Raw genomic sequence first — 15,835 nt, 5'->3', positions numbered from 1 at the left:
CCGGTCTTCAGGCTGATCCACGACTGAATCTCCCGTTCAGAGCTGACATCTGGCACGATTCGTCCATGACCTCGACGTTGATCACCGTTGCCCCGACCGGTGCCGAGACCGCGAAGGCGGACTGCCCGGCGTTGCCCACGACGCTCGACGAGCTGGTCGAGACGGCGAAGCGCTGCGAGGCGGCCGGGGCCGCGATGATCCACATCCACATCCGCGACGCCGAGCACCGCCCGACGCTCGATCTCGGCCGGCTGACCGAGACCGTCACGGCGGTCCGGGAGAACACCGCGCTGATCGTCCAGCTGTCCACCGGCGGTGCGGTCACCGACCCGTTCGAGCACCGGCTCCGGGTCCTGGACGCGGCGCCGGACTCCTGCTCGCTGACGATGGGCACGGTCAACTTCGGCGACGACGTGTTCATGAACCCCTGGCCGTTCGTCACCGAGCTCTACCAGCTCACGCAGCAGCGGCACGTCGTACCGGAGTTCGAGCTGTTCGACCTCGGGCACGTCGCCGCGCTGCATCGGCTGCTGGACAAGTTCGGTCTGCCGTACGGCGGCAAGGTGCACTGCGACCTGGTGATGGGCGTGCCCGGCGGCATGCCCGGTACGCCGGACGCACTGGTTGCCGCGGTCAACGCTCTGCCCTCGGCGGTCACCTCGTGGTCGGCGACCGGCGTCGGCCGGAGCACGCTCCCGGTCGCGCTCGCGGCGCTGTCCAAGGGCGGCCACCTCCGGGTCGGGATGGAGGACACGCTCACGCTCGCGAAGGGGCAGCCGGTCACGCACAACGCGGAGCTGGTCGAGCGGGCCGCCGCCCTGGCGACCCTGGCTCAGCGGCCCCCGATGTCGCCGGATGCGGCCCGGGAGCTGCTGAACGTCGCCCGCCGGGACTGAACCACCGCCACGATCACTCCGGCCGCGATGATGGTGGCCTCGAGCAACAACCAGTCGCGCAGATAGTCGCGCGGCAGCACGGTCGGGTTGACGCCCTTGCCCTGGCGGAGCAGCAGAGGGATGGCGACCAGCGTCGTCACCCCGACGTACAGGGCGGTGGTGCGGACGGCGTCGATGGTGCGGTGACGGCCGGGACCGGTCGACCATCGGGTCAGCAGCCAGCCGGCTCCGATCGTCAGAGGGACGAGGAGAATGTCGTCGGCCAGTACGGCGCCGCCGAGCCAGAGGGGCAGTCGGACCAGCGCTTCCGGGCTGAGGGTTTCGAGCAGCAGGCGCAGGCCCCACAGGCCCAGGCCGACGCCGGTCGCTGCCAGGAGTACGCGGACGGCTTTCATGCCAGGACCTCCAGGCGATGGACCCACTTGGTCTGCAGGACGCCGGGGCGGTTCGGGGCGATGATCCGAGCCGGGTAGCCGTGGTCCAGGTCGAGGTCGGAGCCGTTGAGGCGCAAGGCGAGCAGGGTGAGCGGGTCGGCGGCGTACTGGGGTGGGAGCTCGCTGGTCGCGTAGAAGCCGCCCTGCTCCATCGATACGACGCGGACAGCCGCGCGGTCGGGGACTCCGGCGAGGTGGAGCAGGTCGCGGATCCGGATGCCTTCCCAGTGTGCGCCTTGACTCCAGCCCTCGACGCAGGCGATCGGCAGGTCGGAGCGGCTCTGCGGCAGTGCTCGCAGCTCGGCCAGCGACCAGGAAAGTTGCCGAGGGCCACTGATGGTGAAGCGCCAGCCGTCGCCGATCGCCTGGACGCCGGCGTCGTGGGCGGTGCGGTTGACCGGGAGATCCTGGGGGCCGACGTTCGGTTTCCTGGGGGCGAGCACGGCGATCGGGCCGAGGGCCGGTACGGACTGGCCGATCGAGGCGATGCCGATCACGGCGCCAGCGCCGGCGACCGTGCGGAACAGGCCGCGGCGGCTGAGGCCCGTGATGCCGGCGGGGAGGGAGATGCTTGCCGGCTCCGGCTCCGGCTCCGGCTCCGGCTCCGGCTCCGGCTCCGGCTCCGGCGATGGCGTCTGCTGTTGGTCCTCCTGCAGCGGCGCGTACGGCGTACGGTCTGCTGGGGTTCGGCTCCAGTGGCGGCGGATCAGCGGAAGCTTGACCGCCAGGTGCACCAGCAAGGCGCCGACGATGATCCACGCGAGCGCGTAGTGGGTCTCCTTGAAGGGGAACGGCCAGGGATACCACTGGAGCGTGTTCAGGAAGCCGATGAACAGTTCCAGCGCCATCGCCGAGACGAGCACCAGGATCGAGGCGCGTTCCAGCACGGTGGCCAGCGCCTGGCGGCTCGGCGGCCACGGCAGCTTCGCGAAGAGCTTCGGGTAGACCGTCCAGAGCTTTGCCAGCAGCAACGGAATCGCGACGGTTCCGCTGAGCACGTGCAGTCCCTGGGTGACGCGGTAGAGCGACGCGGGCCGGGACGGAATCACCAGCCAGCCGGGAGTCGCCTGCTGGAGGTGGCTGAACAGGCCGGTCAGGAAGCAGATCACGACGGCGGCCGCCAGCCAGCGGCCGATCACGGTCGCGACCCGGGGATGGTGCAGGGGCGACGCGAACTCCGGTTGCGGAGGACTCGGGAGCTTCATGTCTTTCATCAGAACTCGCCGCGACCCGGTTGTCCGGCCCCTGCACGGTTACCGACCGCGAACGTCGGGCCCTGGACTTACGGCTCCCCGACGGATCGGCTCCGGTGCTGGCGCGCCGCGGCCGGATCGTTGTCGGATTGCAGGTTTTGCCGGGTCGCGAGGTGCGGACCGGCGTGGGAGGGTGGTTGGTCCCGCCGGGCGGGACGCGGGATCCGGTGGGCCTGTGGATACGTCGGAGCACGGTGGCACCGATCCGGCTTAACCTGAGACGGACGTGCCGGTCGTGCCAGTCCGCCCGGGAGTGTGCTCGGAGAGGAGAAGGTCAGTGAGGACGCAGCTGCGGTCGCCGGACGAGGACGCGCGCGCGATGGCCGACCTCGCGGAAGTGGGCGACTGGAGCCGGCTGTGGGGCCCGCAGGAGACCGGTCCGGCCGGGATCCGTGCGCTGGTCGCGCGCGTGGTCGCCGCGACCGGCTGGCAGCCATGGGCGCCGGGCGACATCGACCCGGCCGAGTACGCGTGGGGCCTGGTCACCCCGCGGGAGACCGTCATGCTGGCGCTGCCGGACGCCGTCCTGCCCGAAAGCCCGCGCGGCACCTGGTCGGCGTACAACATCGCTGCGGACGAGGTCGCCGACGCGGAGGACCTGATCGACGACCACTGGCCCGACCAGCTGGCGCTGGCGCGGCAGCACTGGGGCGACCCGGTGTTCGTCGGGCCCGGCGACGACCCGCGGATCCCCGACGAGTGGCGGGAGCGGCGGCGGCACCTCGCGGTGTGGCTGCGGCCCGGCGCGGAGATCCACCTGTACGCCACCCGGCTGCTGCCGGGTGAGGCGAACCCGACCGCCGGTTTCGCGTACTCCGTCTATGCGAGCGAGGTGGCGTGATGGCGCAGGCCCAGTCGATCGAGGAAGAGCTGTTCGAGGACCTGTACCGCGGGCTGAAACGGGCCGCGGGGGTCGTGCGGCAGAGGTTCAAGGGGATGCGTAGGGCGCTGCGGCGCGGCCGGGCGCGACAGCCGGTCGGCGCGCCGGCGCTCGACAGCCCGGACAACATCATCCCGCCGAACAACAACCGCCCGGAGCGGGAAGGGCGCGGCGACCGCGGGCTGGAGCAGCAGGAGCGGCAGCTCGACTACAAGGAACGCCGGGAGATGACCCAGGCGGTCGTGGACTTCATGCGCCACAACCCTGAGGCCAAGGCCCAGCTGCAGAACTTGTCCCAGCACCAGCAGCGGATGCTGATGCTCGGCCTGGTCGAGCGCGCCCTGCGGGACGAGGAACTGGTGCGCGACGACGTCGACGCCCAGCCCGAGCGCGAACAAGGCCGCGACGGCCGCGACCCGCTGGACGTCGACGGCGACCGAATCCCGAACCCCCGCGACCGCGAGCTGGAGCAGGCCGAGGTCGACCGCCTGAGCGACGCCGACGGCGATCGCGTACCCGACAACCTCGAAACCGACCGCGAAGCCGACCAGCGCGAGCAGAACGAGGACCTCGAGCGTGAGACGGACGACCGAGAGCAGGCGCGCAGGGAACAGGACCGTGCGCGGGAGGAGCAGAACGGTCCGGATGGTCCCGACGTACTTCCCGTAGCGGCAGCCGGAGCCGGTGCCGCGGCGCTGGATCGTGCCGACCGCGAGGGGCAGGAGGCGAACCAGGGTGAGCGCGGTGAGGCTGATCCGCAGGTGGAACAAGGCGATGTCGCGCGCGACGACGTCGAGGTAGACCGCGCGCAGCCGCCGGCGGAACAGCTGCAGGAGCAACGCGGCCAGGACCAGCCCGAGCCCGAACGTGCCGAGCAGGACCAGCCGGAGGTCGAGCCGGCTGAGCCGGAGCGGGCCTCGCAGGAGGTCGACCAGAGCGGTCCCGAGCAGGAGTCGCGGGAGGCTGACCAGTCCGGCCCCGAGCAGGACTCGCAGAACCTGGACCAGTCCGGCCCGGAGCGGGACCCGCAGGAGGTGGACCAGGCGGGCCCGGAGCGGGCCTCGCAGGAGGTCGATCAGGCGCAGCCGATGGTTGACGGGCAGGCAGCAGACCGCGATCAGGCTGAGCGGGCCGACGCCGACCCGCAGGTGGAGCAGGGTGACGTCGCGCGGGACGATCCGGAGGTCGACCGCGAGCAGCCAGTGGCGGAGCAGGAGCAGGCCGGCCGGGATCAGGTTGAGCAGGATCAGCCGGGCCGCGATGAGGTCGAGCAGTCGGGCCTGGATCAACCCGGGCAGGACCAGCCTGGGCTGGAACAAGCCGGGCAGGCGGTGAACCAGCAGGTTGAGCGGGAGACCGAGCTCGGGCAGGACGTGTCTGCGGTGGACGGGCAGGAGAACGACCAGCAGCAGCCGGACCGCGACGGGCCTGACGCACAGGCTCAGCAGGCGCAAGCCCAGCAGGAGCCCGTGCAGGTCGAGACGTCAGCCTTGCCGACCGGCGGCGACAAGCGGGCCGAAGCCCAGGCGCGGGAGGCTCAGAACCCCTCAGGCCCGCTGGAGACCCGCCTCGCAGAGGATCGCCGGGCCGCTCAGCAGGACGGCCAGCGCTCCAACGGTCAGCAGTCCACCGCCCCCGCGATGTCCAGCGACGAGATAGCCAAGCTCACCGCGGTCACCCGGGAAGGCGTCGCCGGTCCCGCCGAGGGCGCGTCCCGCTCCGACCGCCAGCTCGAACCGGCAGGCCAAGCCGGCCGGACCCCCGGCGCCCAGCACCAGCGCGACACCGAACGCGGCCGGGACCCCCAAGGCCGAGACCGCTGAGGTCCCGGAGGACTTCACCCGACCGGGTTGCCCAACCGCAGAAAGCGCCTGGGCAACGCGGTCGGTGGTGACAGATCAGTAGACGATGGCCTGCACGTCGTCGGTGAGGATCTCCTCCGTGAACGCCGGCGCCCCCGCGATCCGCGTGCCGGGCAGCAGATCGCCCTCGGTCAGGTCCCGGCGCTTGGCGCACTGGGTGCACACGGTCAGTGTGCCGCCCGCGAGGACGGCCGCCAGCAGATCCCTGAGCGGCGCGGCGTGCGGAAGCGTGAAGCTCTCCGCCCGGCCAGGCACGGCGAACCAAACGGCGTCACCGGTGAGCCACAAAGAGACGGTGGCACCCGACGCGACGGCGGTGGCCGCCACCGTGAAGGCCTGGTTGGCGCGTTCGGGTTCTTCGGCGCCTGCGGTCAGCTTGATCACCAGCGTGCGGGACATCACGCCACCGTAGCTCAGCCTCCGGGCGGTCATCCCCTAGACTGGCGAACGTGCTGCACCTCATCTTCACGACCCTCCTGGTCCTGGTCAGTGTGTTCATGGCCTGGTTCTCGGCGTTCGTCGTCTACCGGCTGTACCGCGGCCGCAGCACGAACTGACGCCGGCGACTCCGATGGCTTTCGAGATCCCGCAGGACCTGCACCCCGACCTGATGCCGCTCGCCTGGCTGCTCGGGCGCTGGGAGGGCCGCGGGCACGGTGACTACCCGACGATCGAGAAGTTCGAGTTCGGGCAGCAGATCGACTTCAGCCACAACGGCAAGCCGTACCTGCACTACGTGAGCCAGACCTACGTGGTCGGCGAGGACGGCACCAAGGAGCGTCCGCTCGCGGTCGAGACCGGGTTCTGGCGGCCCAAGCCGGACAACAAGCTCGAGGTCGTGCTGGCGCACCCGACCGGCTTCGCCGAGATCTGGTACGGCGAGATGGACGGCGCCAAGATCGAGATGCAGACCGACGTGATCGCCCGGACGGCCACCGCCAAGGAGGTCGCGGCCGGTCACCGCCTGTACGGGCTGGTCAAGGGCGAGCTGCTCTGGGCCTACGACATGGCCGCCGAGGGCCAGCCGCTGCAGCCGCACCTCTGGGCCACGCTCGTCCGCGCCTGACGCACCCGGGCAAACCCGCACGAATCAGCTTTCGCTGACCCAGCTGTACTCGACCTTCGGCCGTCCGCTGCGCCCGTCGTAGCGCTGGGTGCGCAGCACCTGCTGCTGATCAGCCAGGTGCTCCAGGTACCGCCGAGCCGTGATCCGCGACGTGCCCAACTCCGTGGCCACCTCCTCGGCGGTCCAGCCCTCACGGTTGCCCAGCAGTTGCACCACCCGATCCAGAACCGACCCGGCAAGCCCTTTGGGAACGGAAGAAACGGTTGCCGGATGCAACAACCGGTCGACCTCGTCCTGGTCCGCGACGACCTGGCCCGCCTCGGCCGCGCGACGCTGCCGGGCGTACGCCGACAGCCGGTCCCGCAACGTTTCGAAGGCGAACGGTTTCAGCACGTACTGCACGACGCCGATCCGCGCCGCGGCCTGCACCGCCGACACCTCCCGGGCCGACGTCACCGCCACCACGTCGGTCTGGTTGCCCGAAGCACGCATCCGGCGGACGACGTCCAGCCCGTGCCCGTCCGGCAGGTTCATGTCCAGCAGCACCAGGTCGACCTGCCCGTGGGTCAGCACCGACAGCGCCCGCGCCGCCGTACCGGCGATGCCGACGCAGGTGAAGCCGGGCAGCCGATCGACGTACGTGCGGTGCGCCTCGGCGGCGACCGGGTCGTCCTCCACCACCAGCACGCGCAGCGGATCAGGCACTCGCGCTCACCGCCCGCGGCAGGCGGACCCGCACGGTCAGTGCGGGGATCTCGTCCAGCTCGGAATCCGGGTCGACCATCAACGTCCCCTGCCAACGCTCGACCGTGCTGCGGACCAGCACCAGTCCGAGTCCGTGTCCTGGCTCGTTCTTCGTCGTCCAGCCGCGCTCGAACATCCGCGCCAGTTCGGCCGCGCCCAGCTCGGCGCCGGTGTTGGTCACGGCCAGGTCGATCGCGTCCGGGGTCGTGCTCGCCTTCAGCTCGACCCGCCGGGGCGCCGGGCCGCTCCGGGCCGCCTCCATCGCGTTGTCGAGCAGATTGCCGACCACGGTGACGACGTCCTGGGCGGGCAGCCGCGTGTTGAGCGCCTCCGAGCCGAGCTCCAGTGTGAGCAGTACGCCGCGCTCCTGCGCCTGCGAGAGCTTCGCCAGCAGCAGCGACGCGAGCACCGGGTCACCAACCGTGCCTACCACCCGGTCTGTCATCGCCTGTGCGAACTGCAACTCCGACACCGCGAACTCCCGGGCCCGCTCCGGCCGGCCGATCTCGATCAGGCTGACCACCGTGTGCAGCCGGTTCGAGGCCTCGTGGTTCTGCGCCTCCAGCGACTCCGCCAGGCTCCGGACCGCGTCGAGCTCGCCGAGCAGCGCCTGCAGTTGGGTGTGGTCCCGCAGCGTCACGATGCGCCCGGAGCGGGCCGGTTGCTGGTTCACCACGACCACGCCGTGCGCCCCGAGGTGCAGTTCGTCGTACGCCGTCCGGCCGGCGCGGAGCAGCTCGGACAGGGCGGTCGGCAGGTGCAGCTCCTCGACCATGACCCCGGGCGGGACCTGTTGGAGGCCGAGCAGCCGCCGGGCCTCGTCGTTGACCAGCTGGATGCGTCCATCGCTGTCGATCAGCAGCAGGCCTTCGCGGGCGGCACGCAGTACGCCCTGGTAGAAGTCGAGCATCCAGGCCAGCGTCTGGGTTCCCATCCCGCGGGTGGCCTGGCGGACCCGCCAGGCGACCAGTGCGTTCCCGGCGACCGCGACCCCGAGCATCAGGCTGGCGATGCCGAGCATGGTCCGGGTCTCGGTCTGCAGGAGCTCCGACCAGCTCGGTGGGGTCAGCCCGGCCGCCGCCGCGTCCCGGTCGGCCCGCGAACGCGTCCGGCTGGCCAGCGTGACCCAGACCATCGCGATCAGCACCGCGACCGTCCCGGTCTGCAACCAGAGCACCTGGCGCCGCAGCTCCCACGGCCGTCGTCCCATGGCGACATTGTCCACACCAGTGCTGCCGGTGGTAGACCGCGGCAGGTGTTCGCCGCCTCGACAGGTGTGCCGCGTGCCGGGCCGGCGGTGGCGGCCGCGAACGATATGAACGAAATGCGCCGTTGTCCTGTGCGTCACGTCACAGTTACCCAGAACCGCCCTGATCGAGCGCTGCCGGCCGAGGAGCCACGTATGTCGACCACCGCACCCCGCCCCACCCCGGTCCGCAACGACCGGACCCATTTCCTGTACATCGCCGTGATCGTCGCCGTCCTGCTGGGAATCGGCGTCGGCTTCCTGTTCTCCGACTTCGCGGTCGAGCTGAAACCGCTCGGCACCGGGTTCGTGAACCTGATCAAGATGATGATCAGCCCGGTCATCTTCTGCACGCTGGTGCTCGGTATCGGTTCGGTCCGCCAGGCCGCCAGCGTCGGCAAGGTCGGTGGCCTCGCGCTGCTGTACTTCGTCGTGATGTCGACCGTCGCGCTGGCGATCGGCCTGGTGGTCGGCAACCTGGTCCAGCCGGGTTCCGGCCTGAACCTGACCGACAAGCTGCGCGAGACCGGCCAGAGCCAGGCCGCCGGCGCGCACGAGAACACCACCGACTTCCTGCTCGGCATCATCCCGAAGACGATCGTCTCGGCGCTGACCGAGGGCCAGGTGCTGCAGACCGTGCTGGTCGCGCTGCTGGTCGGGTTCGCCCTGCAGGGCATGGGGTCGAAGGGGCAGCCGATCCTGGACGGCATCGCGCACCTGCAGCGGCTGGTCTTCAAGGTGCTGGCGATGATCATGTGGGCGGCCCCGATCGGCGCCTTCGGTGCGATCGCCGCGGTCGTCGGCGCCACCGGCTGGGACGCCCTGGTCAGCCTGGGCAAGATCATGCTGGCCTTCTACATCACCTGCCTGCTGTTCGTGATCGTTGTCCTGGGCACCATTCTCAAGGTGGTCACCGGGCTGTCGATCTTCCAGCTGCTGCGCTACCTGGGCCGCGAGTTCCTGCTGATCGTGTCCACCTCGTCGTCGGAGACCGCGCTGCCGCGGCTGATCGGCAAGATGGAACACCTCGGCGTCTCCAAGAGCGTGGTCGGCATCACCGTGCCGACCGGCTACTCGTTCAACCTCGACGGCACCGCGATCTACCTGACGATGGCCTCGCTGTTCATCGCCGAGGCGATGGACCAGCCGTTCTCGATCGGGCAGCAGATCTCCCTGCTGGCGTTCATGATCATCGCCTCGAAGGGCGCCGCCGGGGTCACCGGCGCCGGTCTGGCCACGTTGGCCGGTGGGCTGCAGTCGCACCGGCCGGACCTGGTCGACGGCGTCGGGCTGATCGTCGGCATCGACCGGTTCATGTCCGAGGCCCGCGCGCTGACGAACTTCGCCGGCAATGCGGTCGCCACGGTCCTGGTCGGCCACTGGGTCGGCCAGCTCGACCGCGAGCAGGTCAAGCAGGTCTTCGCCGGCGACGACCCGTTCGACGAGGCCGCGTTCGCCGCCGGTGACACCCATGCGGGCGACGTACCGGCGTCCGTCACGGCCGGCAGCGGTCCGGAGACGCAAGACCGCACCCACTGATCCAACCGTCCCACCCCTCACCAGTGCCCGTCAGCCACGGCTGACGGGCACTGGTCATTTCCCGGAGCAGCTCGACCACCGGGGCGGTGGTCCACATCCCGCGACGGGCGGAGTTCGCCGGACGCCGCGCGACGTACGCTGGTGACATGTCACTGAAGCGCAGCCCCCTGCTCGACCTGCCCGCCGCGGTCGAAGCCGACGGTCCGGACGCCGGAGTCGCGGCGCACTACGGCTCGGACCTGCGCGAGCAACGCGCGCTGGTGCAGGGCCAGGGGTACGTCGACCTGTCGCACCGCGACGTGGTCACGATCAGCGGGCCCGACCGGCTCACCTGGCTGCACGCGCTGACGACGCAGTACTTCGAAGGGCTGGCCGCCGGGACGTCGACGACGGCGCTGCTGCTGTCCCCGACCGGCCACGTCGAGCACGCGATGTACGGCGTGGACGACGGCGAGACGTTCTGGCTGCACACCGAGCCGGGCGCGGCGGCCGCACTGGTCGAGTGGCTGCAGAAGATGGTGTTCATGTCCCGGGTGGAGATCACCGACGTCACCGACGCGTACGCGATCGTCTGGCGTCCCGGCCCGGCGCCGACGGAGGGGCCGTTGACGCGCAGCGGCCGCGACTCGCTGGGTGGGTACGAGGTGTTCCTGCCCCGCGAAGAGCTCTCGGCGTACGCCGAACTCGCGGGACCGCCGGCCGGCGTCTGGGCGTACGAGGCGCTGCGGATCGAGGCGGGGCACCCGCGGTTCGGCCTCGACACCGACGAGCGCGCGATCCCGAACGAGCTGGGCTGGCTCGGCGTCGGCGTTCACCTGGACAAGGGCTGCTACCGCGGCCAGGAGACGGTCGCCCGGGTGCACAACCTGGGCCGCCCGCCGCGCCGGCTGGTCCGCTTGCACCTGGACGGTTCGGTCGACCACCTGCCGCAGCACGGGTACGCCGTGCGGGTGGGGGACAAGCAGGTCGGGTTCGTCGGCTCCGCGGCGCGGCACCACGAGTTCGGGCCGATCGCGCTGGCGCTGGTGAAGCGCTCGGTCGATCCCAGCGCCGAGCTGCAGGTCGTCGCCGAGGACCAGCCGACGGTGACCGCGACCCAGGAGCTGATCGTCGACCCGGAGGTCGGGCTGCACGTGCGCAGCCGGCTGTGAGCCGAATCATCTCCAACCAGGGTTTTTGCCCCTGACGCATCCGCCGTACAGTTCAGCCGTGACCGAACCTGTGATCGTGGCCGACGTCGTCCGCAGCGGCTTCGTCGAAGGGCACCACCGCGGCTCCGTCGTCGTGACCAATCCCGACGGCGGTGTCGAGTGGTCCGTCGGCGTGGCCGACGAGCCGATGTTCCCGCGCTCGTCGAACAAGCCGATGCAGGCCCTCGGCATGCTGCGCCACGGCCTCCAGCTGGACGGCCGGCTGCTCGCGCTGGCCGGGGCGTCGCACTCCGGCGAGCAGATCCACCTGGACGGCGTACGGGAGATCCTGGCGGGGGTCGGGCTGGACGAGACCGCGCTGCGGACGCCGCCGCAGTACCCGGTCGAGGACGAGGCGCGGGACGCGTGGGTGCGCGCCGGTCACGGTCCGGAGCCGATCACGATGAACTGCTCGGGCAAGCACGCGGCGATGATCGCGACCTGCGTGGCGAACGGGTGGTCGATCCACGATGCCGCCCGCGAGCACAGCCCGGACGGCGTCTGGGGCGCCGACGACTACCGCTCCCCGCAGCACCCGCTGCAGCAGGCGATCCGCACCGCCGTCGAGGACTCAGCCGGCGAGAAGGTCTCGTACGTCGCGGTCGACGGCTGCGGCGCGCCGATCCTGGCGATCAGCCTGGCTGGTCTGGCGCGCTCCTTCGGTCTGTTCGCCTCGGCCGCGCCGGACACGCTCGAGGGCCGGGTCGCCGACGCGTTCCGGGCGTTCCCGGAGTACGCCAGCGGCACCCGCCGCGACGAGGCCGCGCTGATCCGCGCGATCCCCGGCCTGTTCTGCAAGGTCGGCGCCGAGAGCGTGTACGCCGTGGGCCTGGCCGACGGCCGGGGCATTGCCGTGAAAATCGAGGACGGCAGCGCCCGCGCCCGAGCCGTGGTGATGGCCGCCACCTTGAAGAAGCTGGGCCTGAACCACGAAGTCCTCGACGCCCAGGAGCACGCCGCCTTGCTCGGCGGCGGCGTCCAGGTCGGCTCGGTCCGGCCGCATTTTCCGGTTTTCAGGTAGTTCCTGCTCAAACCAGGCGGGTAGGGAGTTGCTCGCGCTGACAGCAGCATGCATCCAGTGAAAACGCAGGGTGTCCGTGGCTTCGATCGCGTCAGGATTCGAACTCCACCGGGTCGGTACGACGGCCCGCCCGGAACGCCTCGAGGTGCCGCTCGAACGGGACGCCGGAGTTCGCGAACAGCACCGAGCCGTTCTCCGAGGTGATGAGCGCCCCGCCGCCCCTGGCCGGCTGCCAGACGTAAACGGCCGAGTCCTCCGGCAGCTCGCGCGAATTCTCGAGCACCGCCTCCTGATCCATGCGCAGGAAACGGGCCGCCTGCAGCAACAGAGCGTAGTGCCGCTCGAAGAACGGACCCTCCGGCTCCTGATCGGGCGCCTGCAGCTCCAGCTGAAGATCGACCATCATCCCCATCACCTCGCTGACGTCCTCGAGCAGTTCGTCCAGCTCGGGCGTAGGCGAAGCGACGGTGACGCCGTCGGGCACCTCGGGCGTCTCATCGGCAATCAGGCGGTGCAGCGTCTTCACCGCCGCGGCGTCGGACTCGCCCAGCACCCGATCGAAGACCCGCTCGTAGACCCGCTGCCGCACCCGCTCCGCGTCCCGATCGACATCATCGCCATCGGCGACCTCGGCCAGCACCCGACCCGTCTCCCGGGCGATCTCCCGCCCGATCAGCGTCCACTCAGGATGCTGCGCGAGTTCCTCGAATCCTTCGGGAAACAACTGCTCCGTGGCCACCTGCTCCGCCTCCGGCGCCGTCTCGTACTCCGAAGTCGCATCGCCCATGTACGTCTCCCATCACCACGCCGGTCCACACAGGCCGGCGCACCGCCGCCGCTCATCGAGGTCCTTGGCGGTCATGCTATTTGTTCGGGGGTGCTCACCCGGAGTGAGTGAGCGGGCTCACGGCCGCGCTGCTTGCAATTGCAAGCACTCTGCTAGCACACTGGAGACATGGCCAGGTTGAGTGATCGTGCGGCGGACGCGATGGGTTCGGTGGGGGAGTACCTCGCCGAGCAGCGTCGGCACGCGCAGTTGTCGTTGCGGCAGCTGTCCGACCTGGCCGGTGTCTCCAACCCGTACCTGAGCCAGATCGAGCGTGGCCTGCGCAAGCCGTCGGCCGACGTACTGCAGCAGTTGGCGAAGGCGCTGCGGATCTCCGCGGAGACGCTCTACGTGCGAGCCGGCATTCTCGATCCGGACGACGGCACCGACGGCGCCCGGCGTGCGACCGGTGTGGTCGACGCGATCCTGCTCGACCCGGCGCTGAACGAGCGCCAGAAGCGGGTGCTGCTCGACGTGTACGGATCGTTCGTGCGCGAGAACGCCGACGACGACGAACCGGCCGCGGCGGCGACGAAGCCCCCGGCCCGCAAGACCGCGCAGGCCAAGAAGCCGGTCCCGAAGACGGCCGCGAAGCCGGCCCGCAAGACGGCGCCGAAGAAGCCCGCGGTCCCCACGACCCCTGCATCACCGCGCACCACCCACTGAACAAACTGCTCCGAGGAGAAGCCTGATGGCTACCCGTACCCCCGTCACGCCCCTGTACGTCATCGCCGGTGCCGGCGACCTGGCCGTGGAGAAGTTCCGCGCGGTCAGCGAGGACGTCACCGCCCGGTTCGCCCAGCTGGACCAGCAGAAGCTGCAGGCGACCCTGCAGACCGAGCTGACCAAGCGTCAGGTCGAGCTGTCCAAGCGGCTCGAGGCGCTGGCCGCGGACGCCAAGACCGTGCCGGCCAAGCTGCGTGAGCTGCCGGCCGTCGCGCAGGCCGGGCTGACCACCGTGCTCGGCCAGGCCGAGGAGACCTACGAGGACCTGGCCGCCCGCGGCGAGGAGATCGTCGGCCGGATCCGCAGCCAGAAGGCGTCCGAGGACCTGGCCGCGCAGGCCAAGACCACGGTCAGCAAGGCGAAGGCGACCCGGACCACGGCGCGCAAGACCGCCGACACCGCCGCCCGCAACGTCAAGGCGACCACCACCAGCGCCCGCAAGACCACGAAGACCGCCGCCAAGGCCGCCGGCGACGCCGCCGCGAAGGTTGGCGACTGACCGTAGTCACCGGGTCGCGGGCCGCCGCCGTACGCGGTCCGCGGCCTGCAACACGCCGACGGGTGGCCCCAATCTGCCGCTGAGCAGAGGTGGGCCACCCGTCTGCTTGTTAGGCTCGTACGCATGCTCCCACTCGCCACGTTCCCGAACCTGTTCCCGGGGTTCGGCAATCCGTTCGACGTCATCTGGTGGGTGGTCCTCGGCCTCAAGCTGGTCGCACTGCTCGACGCCGCGTTCCGCCCGCGCGCGGTGTTCGTCGCGGCGGACAAGCTGACCAAGCCCGGCTGGATCCTGATCCTGGCGGCGTTCTCGCTGTCGCAGATCTTCCAGGGCGGCTGGCTCAGCTTCTTCGGCCTGATCGGCATCGTCGCCGCGGGCGTCTACCTGGTCGACGCCCGCCCGGCCCTGCGCGCCGCCGGCGGCCGTGGCCGAGGTGGCGGCTGGGGCATCCGCCGCCGCCGGGGTCCCCGCCCGCTCTGACCCACCCGCCCCGACCCCGCGCCACCTCTTCCTGCGCCCGTGCGCCCCCGTGCATTTGATGGGTCAACCCACCAAATGCCCCGTTGGCGCACGGAATTCCGGTGGGCCCACGGGCCAACTGATGGGTTAACCCACCAAATGGTCCCCGTGGCCCGCGCAACTCCGCTGGGCCAACGGGCCAACTGACGGGTTCACCCACCAAATGGACTACGAGCGGTAGACGATCACCTTGTCGCCGACCTTGACCTGGTCGAACAACCACTTGATCTTGGCCAGGTCGCGCACGTTCACGCAGCCGTGCGAGGCGCCGGCGTAACCGCGGGCGGCGAAGTCCGATGAGTAGTGCACGGCCTGGCCGCCGCTGAAGAACATCGCGTACGGCATCGGGCTGTCGTACAACTTCGAGACGTGGTTGCGGCTCTTCCAGCCGACCGAGAACGCGCCCTCGCGGGTCGCGGTCTTCTTGGCGCCGAACCGGACGTCGAACTGCAGCTTCACCACGCCGTCGATCACGTAGCGCAACTTGCGGGTGGACTTGTCGATGCACAGCGCGACACCGGTCGCGCAGCGCTGGTCGAGCTTCTTGCCGTCCACCACCGGCGCGGGCGGGAACAGCTCCTGCTGGGTCGGCTCCCGGGTCGCGGCCTTCAGCTGGTCCCAGGTGTTCTGGTCGACGTAGCCGAGCTCGGGAATCCCCTTGGACGCCTGGAACTTCTTCACCGCGGAGCGGGTCATCGTGCCGAAGGAGTTGTCCAGCCACTTCTTGTCGAGCAGCTTCAGCTGGATCAGGCGGGCCTCGACCTTGCGTACGTCGGCGCTGCTGGAACCGTTGCTCCACAGGGCCTTCGGGTAGATCGGCAGCTCACCGCTGACCTCGAACGGCACGGTCTTCAGGTCGGTGCTCGCCACCGGAGCAGCCGGAGCCGCGGCAGCCGAGCCTCCGGAACTGTCCAGTCCGTACACGACCAGCCCGGTCGCGGCCGCCGCGACGACCATCCCCGCCAGCAGGTGCCGGACGGCCGACACCTTCCCTACCCAGTTCCGCGCGCGCATCGCGTACCCCTCGTGGTCGAATCCCCTGTACGTACTGGGACGTCCTCACCGACCGGTTGGTTGGCCCCCACACACAATTGCCGAGTCAGCGTAGGTGGTGAATCACACCCGGTACACCCG

17 protein-coding genes are annotated in these 15,835 nt (G+C 70.5%); 10 read left to right on the top strand and 7 right to left on the bottom strand.

What is annotated here, in order from left to right; translation table 11 throughout:
- The first annotated feature begins 65 nt into the window (after positions 1-65).
- The gene (locus BWI15_RS27480; protein ID WP_077017457.1) at positions 66-896 is read left to right on the top strand and encodes a 3-keto-5-aminohexanoate cleavage protein; all 831 of its coding nucleotides are present in this window, start codon (positions 66-68) and stop codon (positions 894-896) included.
- Here the strand turns inward: BWI15_RS27480 and BWI15_RS27475 are convergent.
- Positions 833-1,291, bottom strand: a complete 459-nt coding sequence (locus BWI15_RS27475; RefSeq protein ID WP_077017456.1) for a hypothetical protein — start codon at positions 1,289-1,291, stop codon at positions 833-835. The two genes, BWI15_RS27480 and BWI15_RS27475, sit on opposite strands and share 64 nt — an antisense overlap.
- Positions 1,288-2,535 (bottom strand): molybdopterin-dependent oxidoreductase, encoded by a 1,248-nt coding sequence (locus tag BWI15_RS27470; RefSeq protein ID WP_077017455.1) that lies wholly within the window; start codon positions 2,533-2,535, stop codon positions 1,288-1,290. The genes BWI15_RS27475 and BWI15_RS27470 overlap by 4 nt, the downstream gene beginning before the upstream one ends.
- A 325-nt stretch (positions 2,536-2,860) precedes the next feature.
- Here BWI15_RS27470 and BWI15_RS27465 point away from each other — a divergent pair, with 325 nt between their 5' ends.
- Together BWI15_RS27465 and BWI15_RS38955 are read left to right on the top strand one after the other, a co-directional pair.
- Positions 2,861-3,424: a hypothetical protein gene (locus BWI15_RS27465; RefSeq protein WP_083751063.1), complete on the top strand. Its 564-nt coding sequence runs from the start codon at positions 2,861-2,863 to the stop codon at positions 3,422-3,424.
- Positions 3,424-5,286 (top strand): hypothetical protein, encoded by a 1,863-nt coding sequence (locus BWI15_RS38955; RefSeq protein WP_143465879.1) that lies wholly within the window; start codon positions 3,424-3,426, stop codon positions 5,284-5,286. The genes BWI15_RS27465 and BWI15_RS38955 overlap by 1 nt, the downstream gene beginning before the upstream one ends.
- Positions 5,287-5,361: 75 nt before the next feature.
- On the opposite strand, the gene BWI15_RS27450 is transcribed toward BWI15_RS38955, so the two are convergent.
- The gene (locus BWI15_RS27450; protein WP_077019345.1) at positions 5,362-5,724 is read right to left on the bottom strand and encodes a DsrE family protein; all 363 of its coding nucleotides are present in this window, start codon (positions 5,722-5,724) and stop codon (positions 5,362-5,364) included.
- A gap of 172 nt (positions 5,725-5,896) precedes the next feature.
- On the opposite strand from BWI15_RS27450, the gene BWI15_RS27445 reads away from it, so the two are divergent.
- Positions 5,897-6,391 carry an FABP family protein gene (locus tag BWI15_RS27445; RefSeq protein ID WP_077017452.1) on the top strand — a complete coding sequence of 165 codons (495 nt, stop codon included), beginning with the start codon at positions 5,897-5,899 and terminating at the stop codon, positions 6,389-6,391.
- A gap of 24 nt (positions 6,392-6,415) precedes the next feature.
- On the opposite strand, the gene BWI15_RS27440 is transcribed toward BWI15_RS27445, so the two are convergent.
- Entirely contained in the window at positions 6,416-7,096 is a 681-nt protein-coding gene (locus BWI15_RS27440; protein WP_077017451.1) for a response regulator, read from the bottom strand.
- Positions 7,089-8,345 carry a sensor histidine kinase gene (locus tag BWI15_RS27435; protein WP_077017450.1) on the bottom strand — a complete coding sequence of 419 codons (1,257 nt, stop codon included), beginning with the start codon at positions 8,343-8,345 and terminating at the stop codon, positions 7,089-7,091. The genes BWI15_RS27440 and BWI15_RS27435 overlap by 8 nt, the downstream gene beginning before the upstream one ends.
- A 192-nt stretch (positions 8,346-8,537) precedes the next feature.
- Between BWI15_RS27435 and BWI15_RS27430 the strand changes: the two genes are divergently transcribed.
- From BWI15_RS27430 to BWI15_RS27420, 3 genes are all read left to right on the top strand, one after another.
- Positions 8,538-9,920: a cation:dicarboxylate symporter family transporter gene (locus BWI15_RS27430; RefSeq protein WP_077017449.1), complete on the top strand. Its 1,383-nt coding sequence runs from the start codon at positions 8,538-8,540 to the stop codon at positions 9,918-9,920.
- A gap of 146 nt (positions 9,921-10,066) precedes the next feature.
- Positions 10,067-11,071, top strand: a complete 1,005-nt coding sequence (gene ygfZ / locus BWI15_RS27425; protein ID WP_077019344.1) for a CAF17-like 4Fe-4S cluster assembly/insertion protein YgfZ — start codon at positions 10,067-10,069, stop codon at positions 11,069-11,071.
- A 58-nt stretch (positions 11,072-11,129) separates the two neighbouring features.
- The gene (locus BWI15_RS27420; protein ID WP_077017448.1) at positions 11,130-12,131 is read left to right on the top strand and encodes an asparaginase; all 1,002 of its coding nucleotides are present in this window, start codon (positions 11,130-11,132) and stop codon (positions 12,129-12,131) included.
- A 91-nt stretch (positions 12,132-12,222) separates the two neighbouring features.
- On the opposite strand, the gene BWI15_RS38475 is transcribed toward BWI15_RS27420, so the two are convergent.
- Positions 12,223-12,918, bottom strand: coding sequence for a hypothetical protein (locus BWI15_RS38475; protein ID WP_083751061.1), 696 nt, complete (start codon positions 12,916-12,918; stop codon positions 12,223-12,225).
- Between the two features lie 168 nt (positions 12,919-13,086).
- Between BWI15_RS38475 and BWI15_RS27410 the strand changes: the two genes are divergently transcribed.
- The 3 genes from BWI15_RS27410 to BWI15_RS27400 all read left to right on the top strand — a co-directional run bounded on the left by BWI15_RS27410 (position 13,087) and on the right by BWI15_RS27400 (position 14,662).
- Positions 13,087-13,623 carry a helix-turn-helix domain-containing protein gene (locus BWI15_RS27410; protein WP_077017447.1) on the top strand — a complete coding sequence of 179 codons (537 nt, stop codon included), beginning with the start codon at positions 13,087-13,089 and terminating at the stop codon, positions 13,621-13,623.
- A gap of 25 nt (positions 13,624-13,648) precedes the next feature.
- Positions 13,649-14,182 carry a hypothetical protein gene (locus BWI15_RS27405; RefSeq protein WP_077017446.1) on the top strand — a complete coding sequence of 178 codons (534 nt, stop codon included), beginning with the start codon at positions 13,649-13,651 and terminating at the stop codon, positions 14,180-14,182.
- Between the two features lie 123 nt (positions 14,183-14,305).
- Positions 14,306-14,662 carry a DUF2516 family protein gene (locus tag BWI15_RS27400; RefSeq protein ID WP_077017445.1) on the top strand — a complete coding sequence of 119 codons (357 nt, stop codon included), beginning with the start codon at positions 14,306-14,308 and terminating at the stop codon, positions 14,660-14,662.
- A gap of 207 nt (positions 14,663-14,869) precedes the next feature.
- Here BWI15_RS27400 and BWI15_RS27395 read toward each other — a convergent pair whose 3' ends face one another.
- Positions 14,870-15,715, bottom strand: a complete 846-nt coding sequence (locus BWI15_RS27395) for a L,D-transpeptidase family protein (protein ID WP_077017444.1) — start codon at positions 15,713-15,715, stop codon at positions 14,870-14,872.
- Between the last annotated feature and the right edge of the window lie 120 nt (positions 15,716-15,835).

It is taken from the genome of Kribbella sp. ALI-6-A, assembly GCF_001984195.1.
GTDB lineage: Bacteria > Actinomycetota > Actinomycetes > Propionibacteriales > Kribbellaceae > Kribbella.
This window is presented reverse-complemented; position numbering and strand designations above follow the sequence as displayed.